The sequence below is a fragment of the Vannielia litorea genome (assembly GCF_900142295.1).
GTDB lineage: Bacteria > Pseudomonadota > Alphaproteobacteria > Rhodobacterales > Rhodobacteraceae > Vannielia > Vannielia litorea.
On sequence record NZ_FSRL01000001.1, the window covers coordinates 1,180,526 to 1,196,959 of the forward strand.

The window sequence follows — 16,434 nt, forward strand, 5'->3', positions numbered from 1 at the left end:
ATGCTGAGAACGAAATTCACCGGAGTATCGCTGGTCGCGCTGGTGGCGCTGGCCGGGCCGGCCTTGGGGCAGGACTACACCCAGGCGCCAGACCTGCAGGCCGCCGTCGAGGCGGGCACCCTGCCGCCGGTCGAGGAGCGCCTGCCGGTGAACCCGATGGTGGTGACGCCTCTGGAGTCGGTGGGCACCTATGGCGGCACCTGGCGCTCGGCGCTCAAGGGCACCTATGACACCGGCTGGATCCGCCGCACCGTGGGCTATCAGCCGTTGGTGGCCTACGATTACGAGTGGACCGAGGTCGTGCCCAACGTGGCCGAACGCTTCGAGGTCAACGACGAGGCAACCGAGTTCACCTTCTACCTGCGCGAGGGCCACAAGTGGTCGGACGGCGCGCCTTTCACGGCTGAAGACCTGCTGTTTGCGCTCAACGTGATGAAGAGTTCCGCCTATGGCGGGCGCAAGGCCTCGGGCTTTGAATGGGACAAGATCACCGGCGAGGTTGTCGATCCGCTGACCTTCAAGATGACCCTCTCGGCGCCGAACGGGCTGTTCCTGGAGCGGCTTGCCTCGGTCGAGGGGCAGTTCATCGTCAACGCGGCGAAACACTACTGCGGCAAGTACTTTCCCGATGTCGATCCGGCGGCGACCGACAACGCCAAGGCCGAAGGCTTCGACAGCTGGACCCAGGCGATGGAGCAGAGCTGCTTCTTCAACTTCGTCGACGAGGACCGCCCGCTACTCTTTGCCTGGCGCCAGACCACGCCCTATGACGGGCTGAACCAGCTGATCGAATGGGAGCGCAACCCCTATTTCTTCAAGGTCGACACCGAAGGCAACCAGCTGCCTTATATCGACAAGGTGCAGATGGTGCAGACCGAGAACGTCGAAGACATCGTGCTCAAGGCGGTGAATGGCGAGATCGACTTTTCGAACCGACACTTTGCCACCGTTACCAACAAGCCGGTGATCTTTGACGGGCAGGAGAGCGGCGGCTACACCCTGAAATCCACCGTGGATGCCCGGATGAACCACGCGATCTTCCAGCTCAACCTGACCCACGACGACCCGGAGAAGCGCAAGCTCTACAACGAGAAGGACTTCCGCACCGCGCTGTCGCTGGCGATGGACCGCGAAGAGATCATCGACGTGGTCTTTGCCGGCCAGGGCGAGCCCTACCAGGCCGCGCCGCGCCCAAGCTCGCAGTTCTACAACGAGACGCTGGCCAAGCAGTTCACCGAGTACGACCCCGATCGCGCAAACGAGTTGCTGGACGGGCTCGGCCTGACCGAGCGCAACAGCGACGGCATCCGCCTGGGCTTTGACGGCGAGCCGATCCGGATCCAGCTCTTCTCGCCCTCCGACCAGGTCGAGTTCAACGACATCGCACAGCTTGTCGTGGAGCACTGGAAGGAGATCGGCATCGACCTCGACGCCCGCAACGCGGAGCGCAGCCTGGTTTATGAGAGGGTCCAGAACAACACGCATGACATGCATGTCTGGTGGGGCGATGGCGGCATGAGCGACGCGCTGCTCGATCCGCGGTACTACTTTCCGTTCAACCTTGAATCTGCCTTCGCCGAGAAATGGGCGCAGCACTTCATGGCCGGTGGCAGCACCCTGGCCGAGGCACCGCCCGCAGAGGTGCAAAAGCAGATGGACCTCTATCTCGAGCTGATCGCGACGCCTGACAAGGAAGAGCAAAAGGCGATCTTCGGCGAGATTCTCGATATTGCGGCCGAGCAGTTCTACGTGATGGGAACCGTGCTTCCGGCGGATGGCTACATCGTGGCCAACAAGAACCTGGGCAACGTGCCGGAAGGGCAGGTTTACACCTGGGTCTATCCGCAGCCCGGCCCGATGGAGACCGCGCAGCTCTACTTCAAGAAGTAAGCCGCCTTCGGGCGCGGGGTGTGCCTCGCGCCCGACCACTCACACGCCACCTTGGGGAGGACGCGCAATGCTGACCTATCTGGCCCGCAGACTGCTGACCATGTTGCTGACGCTGATCGCCTTGTCGGTCGTCGTCTTCGTGGTGATCCAGCTGCCACCGGGCGACTTCGTGACCTCCTACATCGCCAGCCTTTCGGCGGCAGGCGAGAACGTGGACCAGGAAACGGTGCTGGCGCTGCGCGACCGCTACAAGCTCGATGAGCCGGTGCTTGTGCAGTACTGGGCCTGGGTCTCGGAGATCCTGCGCGGCAACTTCGGCTACAGCTTCGAGATGCAGACCCCGGTGTCGGAGATCTTCTCGCAGCGCATCGGCATTTCGTTGGCGGTCGAGCTGACTGCGGTGGTGGTGATGTGGGCCGTGTCGATCCCGATCGGCATCTATTCGGCGGTCAACCAGTATTCCATCGGAGACTACTTCGCCACGATCCTCGGCTTCCTCGGCCTCGCCATCCCCAACTTTCTGTTCGCGCTGGTCTTGATGTACATCTGCTACAACTGGTTCGGCGTGACCATCACCGGCCTGTTCTCGCCCGAGTACATGAACGCCCGCTGGTCGCTCGACCGCTTCATGGACTTTGCCAGCCACGTCTGGGCGCCGATCCTGGTGATCTCGACCGCGGGCGCCGCGCAGCTGGTGCGCGTGCTGCGGGCCAACCTGCTGGACGAATTGAACAAGCCCTACGTGCTCACCGCCCGCGCCAAGGGGCTGACCCGGCGGCGGATGATCTGGCGTTACCCGGTGCGCGTGGCGATGAACCCGCTGGTCTCGACCATCGGCTGGGTGCTGCCCACGGTGATCTCGTCGTCCTTCGTGACCGCCATCGTGCTGAACCTGCCGACCCTGTCGCCGATCCTGCTGCGCGCGCTTCTGAGCCAGGACATGTACCTCGCCGGTGCGCTGATCATGTTCATGGGGCTGCTGACGCTGGTCGGCACCCTGATTTCCGATCTTCTGCTGGCCTGGATCGATCCGCGTATCCGGCTTGGCATGGTGGGAGCCAATTGATGACCCGCATGACCCCCCCGAATTCTCCCGAAGGCCGCATCGGCGCCGTCAGCGATACGCCCGAGGTGCCGGTGGGCGAGGTCGATCCCCGCATCGACACCAGCCATGGCACCGAGAGCCAGTGGCAGCTGATCCGGCGCCGCTTTGCCAAGCACCGGCTTGCTGTTGTCAGTCTCTGGGTGCTGGGCTTCTTCGTTTTCATCGCCGTCTTCGCGGGTTTCGTCGCTCCCAACGACCCCGGTGACGTTCAGGCGCGCTACACCTACGCCCCGCCGCAGTACCTGCATTTCATCGACCGGACAGAAGAGGGCTGGTCCTTCAGGCCTTACGTCTACGGCTATTCGGTCGAAATCGAGCCCGAGGCGCTGCGCCGCACCTTCGTGATCGACGAGGAAAAGAAGATCTACCTCAGCTTCTTCAAGCGCGACTGGGAGTACAAGCTCTTCGGGCTGATCCCGACCGACATCCACCTGCTTGCGCCCGAGCGCAGCCGCGATCCCTTCTACCTCTTCGGGGCCGATCGTCTCGGACGCGACATGTTCTCGCGCCTTGTCTATGGCACGCAGATCTCGCTCTCGGTGGGCCTTGTCGGCGTCATCATGAGCCTGGTGCTCGGTGTCATCATCGGCGGCGCGGCGGGCTACTTCGGCGGCTGGTTCGATGCCGTGACCCAGCGCACCATCGAGTTTCTGCGCTCCTTGCCCACCATCCCGCTCTGGATGGGGCTGGCTGCCGCGATGCCCTCGGACTGGTCGCCCATCCAGACCTATTTTGCCATCACGCTGATCCTGTCCTTCCTCGGCTGGACCGAACTGGCCCGGGTGGTGCGGGGCCGCTTTCTGGCGCTGAACGGCGAGGATTACGTGGCCGCCGCGCGCTATGACGGCTGCTCGCACCTGCGCGTCATCATCCGCCACATGGTGCCGGCCTTCACCAGCCACATCATCACCGCGGCCTCCCTGGCGGTGCCGGCGATGATCCTGGCGGAGACGGCGCTCTCGTTCCTGGGCCTCGGCCTGCAGGCGCCGGTGATCTCCTGGGGCGTGCTGCTGCAAGAGGCGCAGAACATCCGCACGCTCGCCACCGCGCCCTGGCTGCTGCTGCCCGGTGCGGCCATCGTGATCGCCGTGCTGGCGATGAACTTCATCGGCGACGGGCTGCGCGACGCCGCGGACCCCTATGCGAAGTGAGGAAAGACCCATGAACGATACCGTTCTCGAAGTCCGGGGCCTCTCGGTCGCCTTCCCCCACCGCAAGGGCGAAACCACGGCGATCTCCGACGTCAGCTTCGACCTGCGCCTGGGCGAGACCACCTGTTTCGTGGGCGAGTCCGGGTCCGGCAAGTCGGTCACGGCGCGGGCGGTGCTCAACATCGTCGAGCCGGCGGTGATCAAGGCGGGCGCGATCAACCTCGTCGACGTGCAGGCGGGGCAGAGGCTCGAACTGGCGGGCCTCGACCCCGATGGCGCCCAGATCCGCGCCGTGCGCGGCGCCCGCATCGCGATGATCTTCCAGGAGCCGATGTCCTCGCTTTCGCCGGTGCACACCATTGGCCAGCAGATCATCGAGGCGATCATGCTGCACCAGGAGGTGACCCCGAAAGAGGCGCGGGCCAAGGCCATCGAAGCCCTGCGCGCCGTTCAGATCGCGAGCCCCGAAGAGGCCATCGACAAATACCCCTTCGAGTATTCCGGCGGGATGCGTCAGCGGGCGATGATCGCCATGGCCCTGGGCTGCGAGCCGGATATCCTGATTGCCGACGAGCCGACCACGGCGCTCGATGTGACCACGCAGGCGGAGATCCTCAAGCTGCTGAAAGGCTTGCAGGAAAGCCGCGACATGGCGGTGATGTTCATCACCCACGACATGGGCGTGGTGGCAGAGATCGCCGACCAGGTGGTTGTCATGCTGCATGGCGCGGTGGTCGAGACCGGCCCGGTGGACCAGGTGTTTCACGCGCCCGCGCATGCCTATACCAAGAAGCTGCTGAAAGCCTCGATGGGTCTCGACGAGGCGCCGCACGGGCGCGGCACCCCGGCCTCGGAGGAGGTGCTGATCGAGACGCAGGGGCTTTCGCTGGCCTTTCCCAGCAAGAAGAAGCTGCTGAAAAGGGTTTCCGACGGGGTGCAGGCGCTGGACGAGGTGTCGATCACGCTGAGGCGCGGTGAAATCCTCGGGATCGTCGGCGAATCCGGCTCGGGCAAGACCACGCTGGCGCGGGTGCTGATGGGGCGGTTCCAGCCGCAGACGGGCAGGGCGGTTTATCACCTGCGCGACGGCGGCACCCGCGACCTGACCGACAAGGCCAGCTTCCGCGACGGGCAGGTTTACCGTGAGATGCGGATGATCTTTCAGGACCCCTACGGCTCGCTCAATCCCCGCATGACGGTGGAGCAGATCATCGGAGAGCCGCTGCTGGTGAACGGGTTGCTGAAGGGGGCCGCCCTGCGCAAGCGCGTTGGCGAACTGCTGGAACGTGTCGGCCTTTCCGCCACAGCCATGGAGCGCTACCCCCATGCCTTCTCCGGTGGCCAGCGCCAGCGGATCGGCATCGCCCGCGCCATTGCGCTCGATCCCCGCGTCATCATCGCGGACGAGGCGACCTCGGCGCTCGACGGGTCGATCCGGGCGCAGATCCTCGACCTGCTGCTCGACCTGCGCGACGAGCTGGACCTCGCGATCCTGTTCATCGCCCATGACATCGGCGTGGTGCGCTATTTCTGCGACCGGGTGGCGGTGATGCACAAGGGCCGCGTGGTCGAGACCGGCAGCGCCCTGCAGATCTGCGACAGCCCGCAGGAGCCCTACACGCAAAAACTCATCTCCGCGGTGCCGATCCCGGACCCGCGCAAACGGCATCTGGTGGCATGATGAAAGACCTCCCCTTCCGCAACCCGGCCAACCCGATGGCGGGCAACCCCTTCGCCAGCCGCGCCGATGCGCAGCGCGCGGTGGCGGACCTCATCGCCCCCTTGCTCGACGCCTTCTCGCCCGGGTGTGCCCGCGTGACGCTGGGTGCCACCGGAGCGCATTTTCACGCCGCCGCGGCCGATCTCGAGGGGCTTGTGCGCCCCTTCTGGGGGCTCGCGCCGCTGCTTGCCGGTGGGGGCCATTTCGACGGGATCGAGACATTCGTGACCGGGCTGGAGAACGGCTCCAACCCCGGGCATCCGGAATACTGGGGCCCGGTCACCAACCGCGACCAGCGGATGGTCGAAAGTGCCGCCATCGGCTATGCGCTCGCGCTGGCGCCGGAGGTGTTCTGGGACAAGATGAGCCGGCATGGCCGCGACACCCTGCGCGACTGGCTGCTCAACTCGTTGCAGCAGACCCCCGCGCCGAACAACTGGAACTTCTTCCATGTGCTGGTGTCGCTCGGGCTCACCCGTGTGGGCGTTGACCATGACCTCTCGATCATCGACGCCAACCTGAACCGGCTTGAAAGCTGGGACATGGGGAACGGCTGGTACCGCGACGGCGACAAGCGCCAGGCCGATCACTATATCCCCTTCGCCATGCATTTCTACGGGCTGATCTACGCGCAGTACGGCCCCGACAGCGACAGGGCGCGCCGCGACCGCTTCCGTGAACGAGCGCGGGCATTCGCCCCGCAGATCGCCAATTGGTATGCCGCCGATGGCGCGGCGCTGCCCTATGGCCGCTCGCTGACCTATCGCTTTGCCCATGCGGGCTTTTGGGGCACGCTGGCGATGGCGGGCGAAGAGGCGCTGCCCTGGGCAGAGATCCGCGGGCTTTGGGCGCGCAACCTGCGCTGGTGGTCGGACAAGCCGATCTGCGATCCGCGCGGGGTAATGACCATCGGCTACGGCTACCCGCAGCTCTCGATGTCCGAGCGCTACAATTCGCCCGGCTCGCCCTATTGGGCGATGAAGGCCTTCGCGCCGCTGGCTCTGCCCGAAGATCACCCGTTCTGGGCCGCCGAGGAGGCCGCGCCGCAGGAGCGCCCGGAGGTTATCAGCCTGGCCGAACCGGGCATGGTGAAATTCGAGCACGCGGGCGATGTGACCGTTCTGGCCGGCGGCCAGCAATCGCCGACCTTTGGCCGCACCGCCGAGAAATACAACAAGTTCGCCTATTCCACCCGCTACGGCTTCAGCGTCGAGACCGAGGGCCGCGCCTTCGAGAACGGGCCGTTCGACAACATGCTGGCCTTCTCCGAGAACGGCGAACTGGCCGCCGTGCGATGCCGCGAGAGCATGGCGCGGATCGGTCGGGACTGGCTTTATTCTGCCTGGTCGCCGATGCCGGAGGTCGAGGTGGAAAGCTGGCTTCTGGCGCGGCCGCCCGGCCACCTGCGCCTGCACCGGATCAGGACGGCGCGCCGCGTGCAGACGGTCGAGGGCGGCTTTGCGCTGCGCCGTGACGACCCCACGCCCGCGCCGAACCTGCAGCCCGAGCTGACCGCGACGATGGCGCGAATGGTGACCGCAGAGGACACCGGCTGCATCGTGGATCTGGTGGCGCCACTGCCCGGTGCCACGCCCCGCACGCCTCGCGTGATCGCGCCCGAGCCCAATACCAACCTGCTGGCCCCGCGGACCTGGGTGCCGCAACTGGTCTGCGCATTGGAGCCGGGCGAATGGTCCTTCGGCACATGGGTCTGCGCGGGCCGTCGCGCGGGCGGGGCGCCGCTGCCCGACGCGCCCGAGGCGCTGCCTTCGGCGGCCGAGTTGATCGCCATGCGCGAGGGCGGCGAGGTCATCCGGGTCTGGGACTTCGACTGAGGCCGCGCGATTGCCGTCATGAAAGAAAGGGGCCGGAGGTTTTGCCGGCCCCTCTTGCCTTGAGCGGATGGTGCGCGGGGGCGATCAGCCCTGCCGCACCACCTGGTGCTGTTCGCCAAGCCCTTCGATCCCGAGGCGCATCTCGTCGCCGGCCTTCAGGAACTTCGGCGGCGTCATGCCAAGGCCCACACCCGGAGGCGTTCCGGTCGAGATGATGTCGCCCGGTTGCAGCGACATGTAGCGCGACAGGTAGGAGACCACGTGGGCGACGCCGAAGACCATTGTCCTCGTCGAGCCGTCCTGTACGCGCTCGCCGTTGAGCTCCAGCCACATCGAGAGGTTGCCGGGGTCTTCGACCTCGTCGCGGGTGACCAGCCAGGGCCCGGTGGGGCCGAAGGTGTCGGCCGACTTGCCCTTGACCCATTGGCCGCCATGCTCGAGCTGAAAGGCGCGCTCGGAGACATCGTTGATGACGCAGTAGCCCGCGACATGATCCAGCGCCTCGTCCTCGGAGACGTTCTTGGCCTCCTTGCCGATCACCACACCCAGCTCGACCTCCCAGTCGCCCTTTTCGGCAGCGGGGGGCAGGATCACATCGTCGTTCGGCCCGCAGATGGCGGAGGTGGCCTTCATGAAGATGACTGGCTCGGAGGGCACCGCCATGCCGCTTTCTTCGGCATGGTCGGCGTAGTTGAGGCCGATGCAGATGAACTTGCCGACCTTTCCGACGCAGGCACCGATGCGAGTGCCGTCTTCGACCACGGGCAGGTCGCCGAGGTTGACGCGGCGCAGCTTGTCGAGGCCCTCGGGGGTGAGCGTGTCGCCGGCGATGTCTTCCACCACGCCGGAGAGGTCGCGGACTGTGCCGTCGCTGTGCAGGATCGCCGGGCGTTCGGCGTTTTCGGGGCCTGTACGGAGAAGTTTCATGCGGATTCCTTGTGTCTTTCCTTGGGTTTCGCGGTGCGCCGGAGCAGTTGCTTCAGTTCGCCGAGAGCGGTCTCGTCGGGCTGCGCGGTGGGCGGGCGGACGAGGGTGTTGGCGAAGGCGCCGGCCTGTTTCAGCAGCGCCTTGTGGACGTGGTAGAACATGTCGCCGGACTGGAAGCCCAGGCGGCTGACCGGCAGGATCTCGGTCTCGAGGGTCCGCGCGGCCGCGCCCTCCTGGCCGGCCTCCAAGGCGGTCCAGACCTCCATGAACTCCGCCGCCTGGCTGGCAAAGGGCATGGTGCCACGCGCGCCGCGACGGTGTTCCTCGATGAGCGTGCCGCCGCCCGCGCCGCCCAGCACGGTGAGCTTGCCCTCGACCGCCCGAACCATGGCGCCGACCTGGGCCACGGTCGGGTTGGTCTCGACCTTGATGGTGTCGACCAGCGGCACCGCCTCTGCGATGCGCAGGGCCAGCGCGGGCGAGATCGGCGCCTGCGGCACGTCTTGCAGCACGATAGGCAGTTGCGCAGCTTCGGCAATGCGCGACAGGTGGTCGATCGCCGGGTCAGGGCCGAGGGCGAAGAAGTCGGGCGGCCAGATCATCAGCCGGTCGGCCCCGGCCTGGGCCGCCTCCTGAGCCAGTTGTACGGCGGGGGCGGTGCCCGGGGCGGAAGTGTTCATGATGACCGGCACCCGGCCTTCGACCTGGTCGACCACGGCGCGCAGGATCTCGCGGCGCTCCTCGGGGGTCAGCTTGAAGATCTCGCTCCCGATGGCGATGCCGATGCCGTGGACGCCGGTGGCGAGCGTTGCATCGACCTCGCGGCGCAGGCTGGCGTAGTCGATGGACAGATCGCGGCGGAACGGGGTCAGCAGGATCGGCACGATGCCCGTCAACCCTGGGGTCTGTGGCCCTGTCATGTGTCGGCCTCCATGGTGGTGTCGAGCGCGAAGACCTCGCGCAACTCGTGGTGAACGGGGTGGTGATCGGGGCCTTCGGTTTGCATCAGCGGGGCCATCTCGCTCCACCAGCGGGCGGTCAGCGCGCTGGGGGGCGCGGTGGTCTGGGTGAAGGGGCGGTCGCGCTCCTGGAAGGCAAAGATCGTCTGCCCCGAGCGGTAGAGAAAGAACCGCAGGATGCCGCTGGCCCGCATCTGGTCGCGCATCTCGGGCCAGATCGCGGCATGGGCGGCCTCGTAGGCGGCCTCGGCGCCCTCGTGAAGCTGCATGGTCCAGGCGCGGCGATAGAGGGTCATGCCGCGATCCTGTTGTCGTCGATGTGATCCCAGATGATCTCGTAACCGAGGCCGGGGGCCTGCGGCAGGGCGATGTAGCCCTCGCCGTCCATCGGGTCGCAGTTGCGCGCCAGGTAGGGATGCGGCGCGTCGTAATCGACGCCGGGCGCCAGCAGGCCCTTTTCATACCATTCGCTGGTGTCTTCCGAGGTGGCGCCCATGACCTGAAGATTGCCCCAGCCCGCCATGTGGATCTCGCAGCGCTGGCCGAAGGCCTCGCAGACGACGGCGGTCTTGCGGCAGCCGGTGACGCCGCCGCGGCGGATGTCCATGCGGCTCATGTCCGAGGCGCCTTGCAGGATCCATTCGGCGCGGGTGAAGACGCCGCCGGCGGCGATTTCGGGGGCAAGGATCGGGATCGACAGCTCCCGGCAGAGGCGACGATAGCTCTCGACGCGATACTCGGGCATCGGGTGTTCGAACCAGTAAAAATCGAGCCTCTCCAGCTCGCGGCCGACTTTGATCGTTTCCTCGATGGTGTGATAGGTGCCCCAGACGTCGTACATCAACACCATCTCGGGCCCCACAGCCTCGCGCACCAGATTGATGGTTTCGATATCGGCGCGGATGTTCGAAGGGCGACCGTTGGTGGGCTGGCCGGTCTCGGGGTTCCAGAAGTAATGCGGGTGGATCTTGTAGGCCTTGTAGCCCTCGGCCTGACAGGCCAAGGCGTGCTCGGCATAGACCTGGGGCTGCCCGATGTTGGGATAGGTCGAGGCATAGGCGGGCACCTTGTCGCGTGCGCCCCCCATCAGCTTGTAGACCGGCAGGCCGGCGTGCCGCCCCGCGAGATCCCAGAGCGCGCAGTCGATCACGCTTTGGGCCACCTCGGGGATGTTGCGGACCCACATCCACTTCCAGATCAGCTCGCGGTCCAGCGGGTCGGCACCGAGGATCATGTCGCGCACCTGGCCCTCGATCAGGCGCTGCTCGTCGGGGCTCATGCCGTCCTGGTCGCCATGCTTGCCGCCGCCGAGGAAATAGCCGGTGAGCCCTTCGTCGGTGTCGATGCAGGTGACCGTCTGGTGCACCTCCGCCTTGGGCTTCAGCCGCCCATGGCCGATATCCCAGCGGTCCGCCCACGTGCGGAACCGGATCACGCGAACGTCGGTGATCTTCATTGACGGGCCTCGGCGAGGGTCAGTTCGCTCTCGCGGTCGAAGGCATGCAGCTTTCCGGGCGTGACGGCGAAGTGCACGAGGTCGCCCGGCGCCTGGGTGATGCGCTCGCGGGTGGTCATGATGATCGAGGCCTCGCCGGTGCGCAGCGTGAGCTGGGTCTCGGCGCCGGTGGGCTCGATCAGCGCCACCTTGGCGGGGATGCCGGTGTCGGACAGGCGGATGTCCTCGGGGCGGAACCCGGCGATGACGGGCTGGCCGTGGGTCAGCGGCGCGGGGGCCTCGCCCAGGGTCTTGCCCTCCTCGGTTTCCAGCGCCGTGCCGTTGGCGCGGGCGGGGATGAAGTTCATCGACGGCGAGCCGATGAAGCCGGCGACGAAGATGCTGGCGGGATTGTCGTATAGCTCCAGCGGGGAGCCGATCTGCTCGACATGGCCGCCGCGCATGACGACGATCCGGTCGGCCATGGTCATCGCCTCGATCTGGTCATGGGTGACGTAGATCGTGGTGGTTTTCAGCCGCTGGTGCAGCTCCTTGATCTCGGAACGCATCTGCACCCGCAGCTTGGCATCGAGGTTCGACAGCGGCTCGTCGAAGAGAAACACCTTGGGATCGCGCACGATCGCGCGGCCCATGGCGACGCGCTGGCGCTGGCCGCCGGAGAGCTGGCGCGGGTAGCGGTCGAGCAGGGGCGTCAGGTCGAGAATCTCGGCGGCGGCCTGCACCTTGCGGTCGATCTCGGCCTTCGAGTGCTTTGCGAGCCGCAGCGAGAACCCCATGTTCCGGGCCACGCTCATGTGCGGGTAGAGCGCGTAGTTCTGGAACACCATGGCGATGTCGCGGTCCTTGGGGACCAGCGTGTTGATGACGGTATCGTCGATGGCGATATCGCCGCCGCTGATGGTCTCGAGGCCGGCGATCGAGCGCAGCAGGGTGGATTTGCCGCAGCCCGACGGGCCGACGAGCACGGTGAACTCGCCGTCGCGGATGTCGAGGTTGATGCCGTGGAGGACTTCGACGGCGCCATAGGACTTGCGGATGTTTCTGAGTGCGACAGAACCCATGGGTCTATCCTTCCTTGGTTTGAGTGGCGGCGGGGCCGAAGGCCTCCAGCACATGCGCGGGCGGGCGATTGCCCTCAGGATCGCGGGGGACGGCGACACGGCCAGTGGCGAGGTCGGGGCGCGGGGCCATCAGCGCGTAGAGCGGCGAGGTCTCGCCCCGGTCGACACATTCGAGCAAAGCGTCGGTTTGCCGGGCCCCTGCGAGCGCCAGTGCCCAGGGCTGCTCGCAGGTGTTGTGCAGGATCACCGGAACCCGGGCCTCCTCGGCCAGATCGAGGACGCGCAGGGCTTCGGTGATGCCACCGGCCCAGGCCACGTCGGGTTGCAGCACGCCGACCACGCCGGAGCGCAGAAGGTCGGCGCAATCGGCGCGGGAGAAGGCGAAGTTGCCGAGCGCGAGGGCGATGCCGGGGTCCATCTCGCGGCGGATCTTCTGCAAGCCGTCGATGTCCTGCGGCGGGATCGGGTCTTCGATCCATCCGACGTTCAGATCGGCCACGGCTTCGGCAAAGCGCAGGGTATAATCGGCGTCCCAGGCGAGGAAACTGTCGATCATGATCGGCACGCCCTCGCCCGCGGCCTCGGCAAAGCGCTGCATCAGCGCGACATTGGCTTGCAGGCCTTCGGCGCCCGATTCCGGACCGTAGGGCGCGGCGGCTTTCAGCCCATGAAACGGACCTCCGGAAAAAGCCTCGGGGCGCGGGGTGGTCATGTAGACCGGGAGGCTGTCTACGCCCGCGCCGCCGAGGGTCTCCACCAACGGCTGATGCGCCGCCTTGGAAGTCATGTCCCACAGGGCGATATCGACGCCCGCCACCGCCATCATGGCAAAGCCGGAGCGGTCGTTGGGCAGGAGCGACGCCGCCATCTGGTCGTTCAGCAGAGCCAGATCGCCCGCATCCTCGCCCGCCAGCAGCCTTGCGAGGTGGTCATTGACGATCATCTCGACGATCTCGCCGCCATTGGTGCAGCCCCATCCGGTGCTGCCATCCTCGCCCGTCACCCGGACGAAGACCTTTTTCGTGGGCCACATCCAGCTCGACCGTTGCTCGGCAAAGCGAGGAAAGCGGGACATGGGTGAGGCCACGCGGCTGGTTTGGAGCTTCTGAGCGTTGAAGCCGCAGTCCACGGCCCGCGCGGTGATGGAGGTGATCCTCATCCCTTCACCGCCCCTGCCAGCAGGCCGCGGGTGAAGTAGCGCTGGCCGAAGAAGAACACCAACATGATCGGCAGGGCGACGATCGTCGCGGCGGCGCCGACATATTGGAACTCCAGGGTGAAGAGCTCGACGAAGCTGGCCAGGCCGATGGTGACGGTCTTGTTCTCGTTCGACTCCAACAGGATCGAGGCGAAGGCGAATTCCGACCAGGCGCCGACGAAATGCCACATGGCGGCGGTGATCAGCGCGGGTGTGGCCAGCGGCAGAACCACCAGGACCATGCTCTGCAACCGGCTCGCGCCGTCGATCATCGCGCTTTCTTCCAGCTCCCTGGGGATCTCGCGCAAGGAGGAGGCAATGATCCAGGTGGCGAAGGGCAGGCCGAAGGCGGAGTAGAGCAGCACAAGACCGATCAGGCTGTCTTGCAGGCCCATCATCGACATCAGCCGATAGGTCGGCAGCAGCAAGGCGGCGCCCTGGAACATCCGGGAGATCAGCAGCCCGCCGAGGATCAGGTCACGGCCGGGAAAGTTGAGCCGGGCAAAGGCGTAGCCCGCCAGGGTGCCGAAGATCAGGACGATCATGGTGGAGCTGATGGCGATGAAGAAGCTGTTGCCGATCAGCTGCGGCCAGTCCAGCAGCTGCCCCTTCTGGTGGGTGGGCGAAAACAATGCCTTGTAGGCCTCCAGCGTGGGTGATTCAGGCCAGAAGGAGATCGGCAGTTGCGCCAGCTCCGCCTGGGTCTTGAAAGACGCGAGGAACAGCCAGAACACCGGGAACAGCACATAGACCGAGATCACCAGGCCGACGAAGCCGAGGAAGATCCAGTAGAGGGTGCGGGGTTGCTCGTTCATTTCTGACCCTCCGACGCCCAGGACCGGCGGTTGATGTAGAGGTAGAGAGCGACGATCGAGGCCAGCATCGCGAGGTTGACCACCGACATGGCCGAGGCGACGCCCCAGTTGAAGAACTCGAAGCTCTGTTGATAAATGTAGGTTGCCATGATCTGGCTGGCGTTGGCGGGGCCGCCGCCGGTCATGATCCAGGGCAGGGCGAACTCCGCGGTGATCCAGATCATCGAGATCACGGTCACGGCGGTCAGCGAAAAGGCGATGTTGGGCAGGGTGACGAAGCGGAAGCGCTCGACGGCATTGGCGCCGTCCATGCGCGCGGCCTCCATCTGATCATCGGGCACGGCGCGGATCGCGGCGCAGAGGATCAGCGCCACGAGCGGCATCTTGCGCCAGATCAGCACCACCACCAGCACCCACATCACCAGGGCGGGATCGCCGAGGAACGACACGGTGCCTTCGGTCATGCCGCTCTGTTGCAGCGTCTGGCCGATGATGCCGACCTGTCCGTGCAGCATCCATTTCCATGCCATCGCCGTCACCACGTCGGGCAGAACCCAGGGCAGCAGGATCAGCGCCCGGAGCCAGCCTGTCATGCGGCTGTCGATGGCGAGATAGGTGCCGACCGCCAGGCCCACGGAAACACAGAGGACCGTGCCGCCGAGGATCCAGATCGCGGTGTTCTTGAGAACCAGTCCGAAGACGGGGTCTGCGGCCAGGGCCTTGAAGTTTCCAAGGGTGCCGAAGCCGCGCTCCATCCCCATCACCACCTGGGTGAGGCTGAGGGTGGCCACGTTGTAAGTGGGCCCGACGACGAACGCCACGACGGCGGCCACCACGGGTAAGATCAAGGCATACGCCAGAAACCGATCGCTTCGCAGCATCGTCAGGCCCTCCCAAGTTTTTTCAGTTCGTCAGACGGATCAGCCGCGGATCAGGTCGATCTGGTCCTGCGCGGCGGCGGTGGCCTCGTCGAGCGCCTCCTGCGGCGTCTTCTGCCCCAGGACGGCCTGCTGGATCGCGGTGCCGAGCGCGGATTCGATGGCCGAGACACCGATGAAGCGGGGCATCGAGGCGCTGCCCTTGAAGAGGGTGCCTGCCTCGTACGCCGACACCCAGTTCGGCCAGGCCTCCTTGAGTTCGGCGTTCTTCCAAGCAGCCTTGCCGGCCGGGATGCGCGCGATCTCGGGTTGGCCACCCCAGATGTTGAGCTGCGCGTCCTGCGACCAGAAATCGACGTATTCCAGCGCCGCCTCGGTGTTCTTGCTGCGCGACGAAACCATCAGCATGGCCGGTCCGTCCATGATCGCGCTCACCGGCTCGTAGCTGCCGGAGGGGTTGTTTGGGCGGGGCATCGGCACACCGGTCCAGCGCACGTCCTCGTTCACGCCCCACGGCGTGTTCAGCCACGACAGGCCGATCCACATGGCAGAGCGCCCCTGGCCGAAGAGCTGCGCGGTGTCGCGGAAGAAGGTCTCGGTCAGCGAGGTTGCGGCGGGTGTGGAGCCGTCCTTGATCAGGTCGACATAGAACTGCAGCGCGTCGACGACGCCGGGGTCGTTCAGCGTGACCTTGCCGGTCTCCTCGTCGAAGACGCGACCGCCGTTGGCATAGGCGAGGCCTTCGAAGATGTTGATGTCCACCGGTGCGGTGGTGGCAGGAAAGGCGATACCCGGGCGGTCGGGCTTGGTCATGGCCTTGGCGTATTCGCGCAGCTCGTCCCAAGTTTCGGGCGGCCGGTCAAAGCCGGCCTCTTCAAGCGCATCGAGGTTGATCGCGAGGAAGCTGGCCATGTCCACATGGGTGGGCAGGGCGTAGAGCTTGCCCTCATGCATCCCGGCCTCATAGACCTCGGGAACGATGCGGTCCTTCCAGCCCGCCAGACGGTCGCCGGCGATGTCGTCCAGGGGCTGGATCATGCCGAAGCCGGCGAATTCCGGGATATCCTGGCCAAAGGCGACGATCACGTCGGCCATGCGGTTGGTCTGGAACCCGGCTAGGATCTTCTGGCGGCGGATCTGGCCGTTGAAGTAGGAATAGTTCAGCGCGACATCGGGATTGGCTTCGCTGAAGGCGCCATTGCGCTGCGCCCAGACCTCGACCTCCTGCGGCGTGCCGCCGAACTTCCAGACGGAGATCTCGCCGCTGGCGGCAAGTGCCGGGGTGCCCGGCAGAAACGTGGCGGCGCCGACGGCGGCAGTGGTTCCCAGGAACCTGCGGCGGCTGATTGAATTTGACATCTTATCCTCCCTCTCGTGCCATGTGTGGCGGCCCGCAACATGCGGCGATCATGAATGATATACGTGCATCATTGCATGTT

At 66.0% G+C, this 16,434-nt stretch carries 14 protein-coding genes; 5 read left to right on the forward strand and 9 right to left on the reverse strand.

Translation table 11 applies throughout. The features are described from left to right. From BUR94_RS05970 to BUR94_RS05990, 5 genes are all read left to right on the forward strand, one after another. The gene (locus BUR94_RS05970; protein WP_074255313.1) at positions 1 to 1,890 is read left to right on the forward strand and encodes an ABC transporter substrate-binding protein; all 1,890 of its coding nucleotides are present in this window, start codon (positions 1 to 3) and stop codon (positions 1,888 to 1,890) included. Positions 1,891 to 1,957: 67 nt separating this feature from the next. Beyond that, the gene (locus tag BUR94_RS05975) at positions 1,958 to 2,956 is read left to right on the forward strand and encodes an ABC transporter permease (RefSeq protein ID WP_074255314.1); all 999 of its coding nucleotides are present in this window, start codon (positions 1,958 to 1,960) and stop codon (positions 2,954 to 2,956) included. 8 nt (positions 2,957 to 2,964) lie between these two features. Next, positions 2,965 to 4,146, forward strand: a complete 1,182-nt coding sequence (locus BUR94_RS05980; protein ID WP_139301232.1) for an ABC transporter permease — start codon at positions 2,965 to 2,967, stop codon at positions 4,144 to 4,146. A gap of 10 nt (positions 4,147 to 4,156) precedes the next feature. Next, a complete protein-coding gene (locus BUR94_RS05985; protein WP_245794384.1) occupies positions 4,157 to 5,827 on the forward strand; it encodes a dipeptide ABC transporter ATP-binding protein in 1,671 nt (556 codons plus the stop codon). Next, the gene (locus tag BUR94_RS05990; protein ID WP_074255316.1) at positions 5,824 to 7,701 is read left to right on the forward strand and encodes a DUF2264 domain-containing protein; all 1,878 of its coding nucleotides are present in this window, start codon (positions 5,824 to 5,826) and stop codon (positions 7,699 to 7,701) included. Before BUR94_RS05985 ends, BUR94_RS05990 begins: the two co-directional genes overlap by 4 nt. An 84-nt stretch (positions 7,702 to 7,785) precedes the next feature. Here BUR94_RS05990 and BUR94_RS05995 read toward each other — a convergent pair whose 3' ends face one another. The 9 genes from BUR94_RS05995 to BUR94_RS06035 are packed head-to-tail and all read right to left on the reverse strand — an operon-like array spanning position 7,786 to position 16,354. Then, positions 7,786 to 8,628: a fumarylacetoacetate hydrolase family protein gene (locus BUR94_RS05995; RefSeq protein WP_074255317.1), complete on the reverse strand. Its 843-nt coding sequence runs from the start codon at positions 8,626 to 8,628 to the stop codon at positions 7,786 to 7,788. Continuing rightward, positions 8,625 to 9,548: a dihydrodipicolinate synthase family protein gene (locus tag BUR94_RS06000; RefSeq protein WP_084192933.1), complete on the reverse strand. Its 924-nt coding sequence runs from the start codon at positions 9,546 to 9,548 to the stop codon at positions 8,625 to 8,627. Before BUR94_RS06000 ends, BUR94_RS05995 begins: the two co-directional genes overlap by 4 nt. Continuing rightward, positions 9,545 to 9,883, reverse strand: a complete 339-nt coding sequence (locus BUR94_RS06005; protein ID WP_074255319.1) for an L-rhamnose mutarotase — start codon at positions 9,881 to 9,883, stop codon at positions 9,545 to 9,547. The genes BUR94_RS06000 and BUR94_RS06005 overlap by 4 nt, the downstream gene beginning before the upstream one ends. Next, positions 9,880 to 11,043 carry an enolase C-terminal domain-like protein gene (locus BUR94_RS06010; RefSeq protein WP_074255320.1) on the reverse strand — a complete coding sequence of 388 codons (1,164 nt, stop codon included), beginning with the start codon at positions 11,041 to 11,043 and terminating at the stop codon, positions 9,880 to 9,882. The genes BUR94_RS06005 and BUR94_RS06010 overlap by 4 nt, the downstream gene beginning before the upstream one ends. After that, a complete protein-coding gene (locus BUR94_RS06015) occupies positions 11,040 to 12,104 on the reverse strand; it encodes an ABC transporter ATP-binding protein (protein WP_074255321.1) in 1,065 nt (354 codons plus the stop codon). Before BUR94_RS06015 ends, BUR94_RS06010 begins: the two co-directional genes overlap by 4 nt. A 4-nt stretch (positions 12,105 to 12,108) precedes the next feature. After that, positions 12,109 to 13,263, reverse strand: a complete 1,155-nt coding sequence (locus BUR94_RS06020; RefSeq protein ID WP_074255322.1) for an enolase C-terminal domain-like protein — start codon at positions 13,261 to 13,263, stop codon at positions 12,109 to 12,111. Then, positions 13,260 to 14,117, reverse strand: coding sequence for a carbohydrate ABC transporter permease (locus BUR94_RS06025; RefSeq protein ID WP_074255323.1), 858 nt, complete (start codon positions 14,115 to 14,117; stop codon positions 13,260 to 13,262). Before BUR94_RS06025 ends, BUR94_RS06020 begins: the two co-directional genes overlap by 4 nt. Then, positions 14,114 to 14,998, reverse strand: coding sequence for a carbohydrate ABC transporter permease (locus BUR94_RS06030; protein WP_074255324.1), 885 nt, complete (start codon positions 14,996 to 14,998; stop codon positions 14,114 to 14,116). The genes BUR94_RS06025 and BUR94_RS06030 overlap by 4 nt, the downstream gene beginning before the upstream one ends. Positions 14,999 to 15,037: 39 nt before the next feature. Further along, positions 15,038 to 16,354, reverse strand: coding sequence for an extracellular solute-binding protein (locus BUR94_RS06035; protein ID WP_074255325.1), 1,317 nt, complete (start codon positions 16,352 to 16,354; stop codon positions 15,038 to 15,040). Between the last annotated feature and the right edge of the window lie 80 nt (positions 16,355 to 16,434).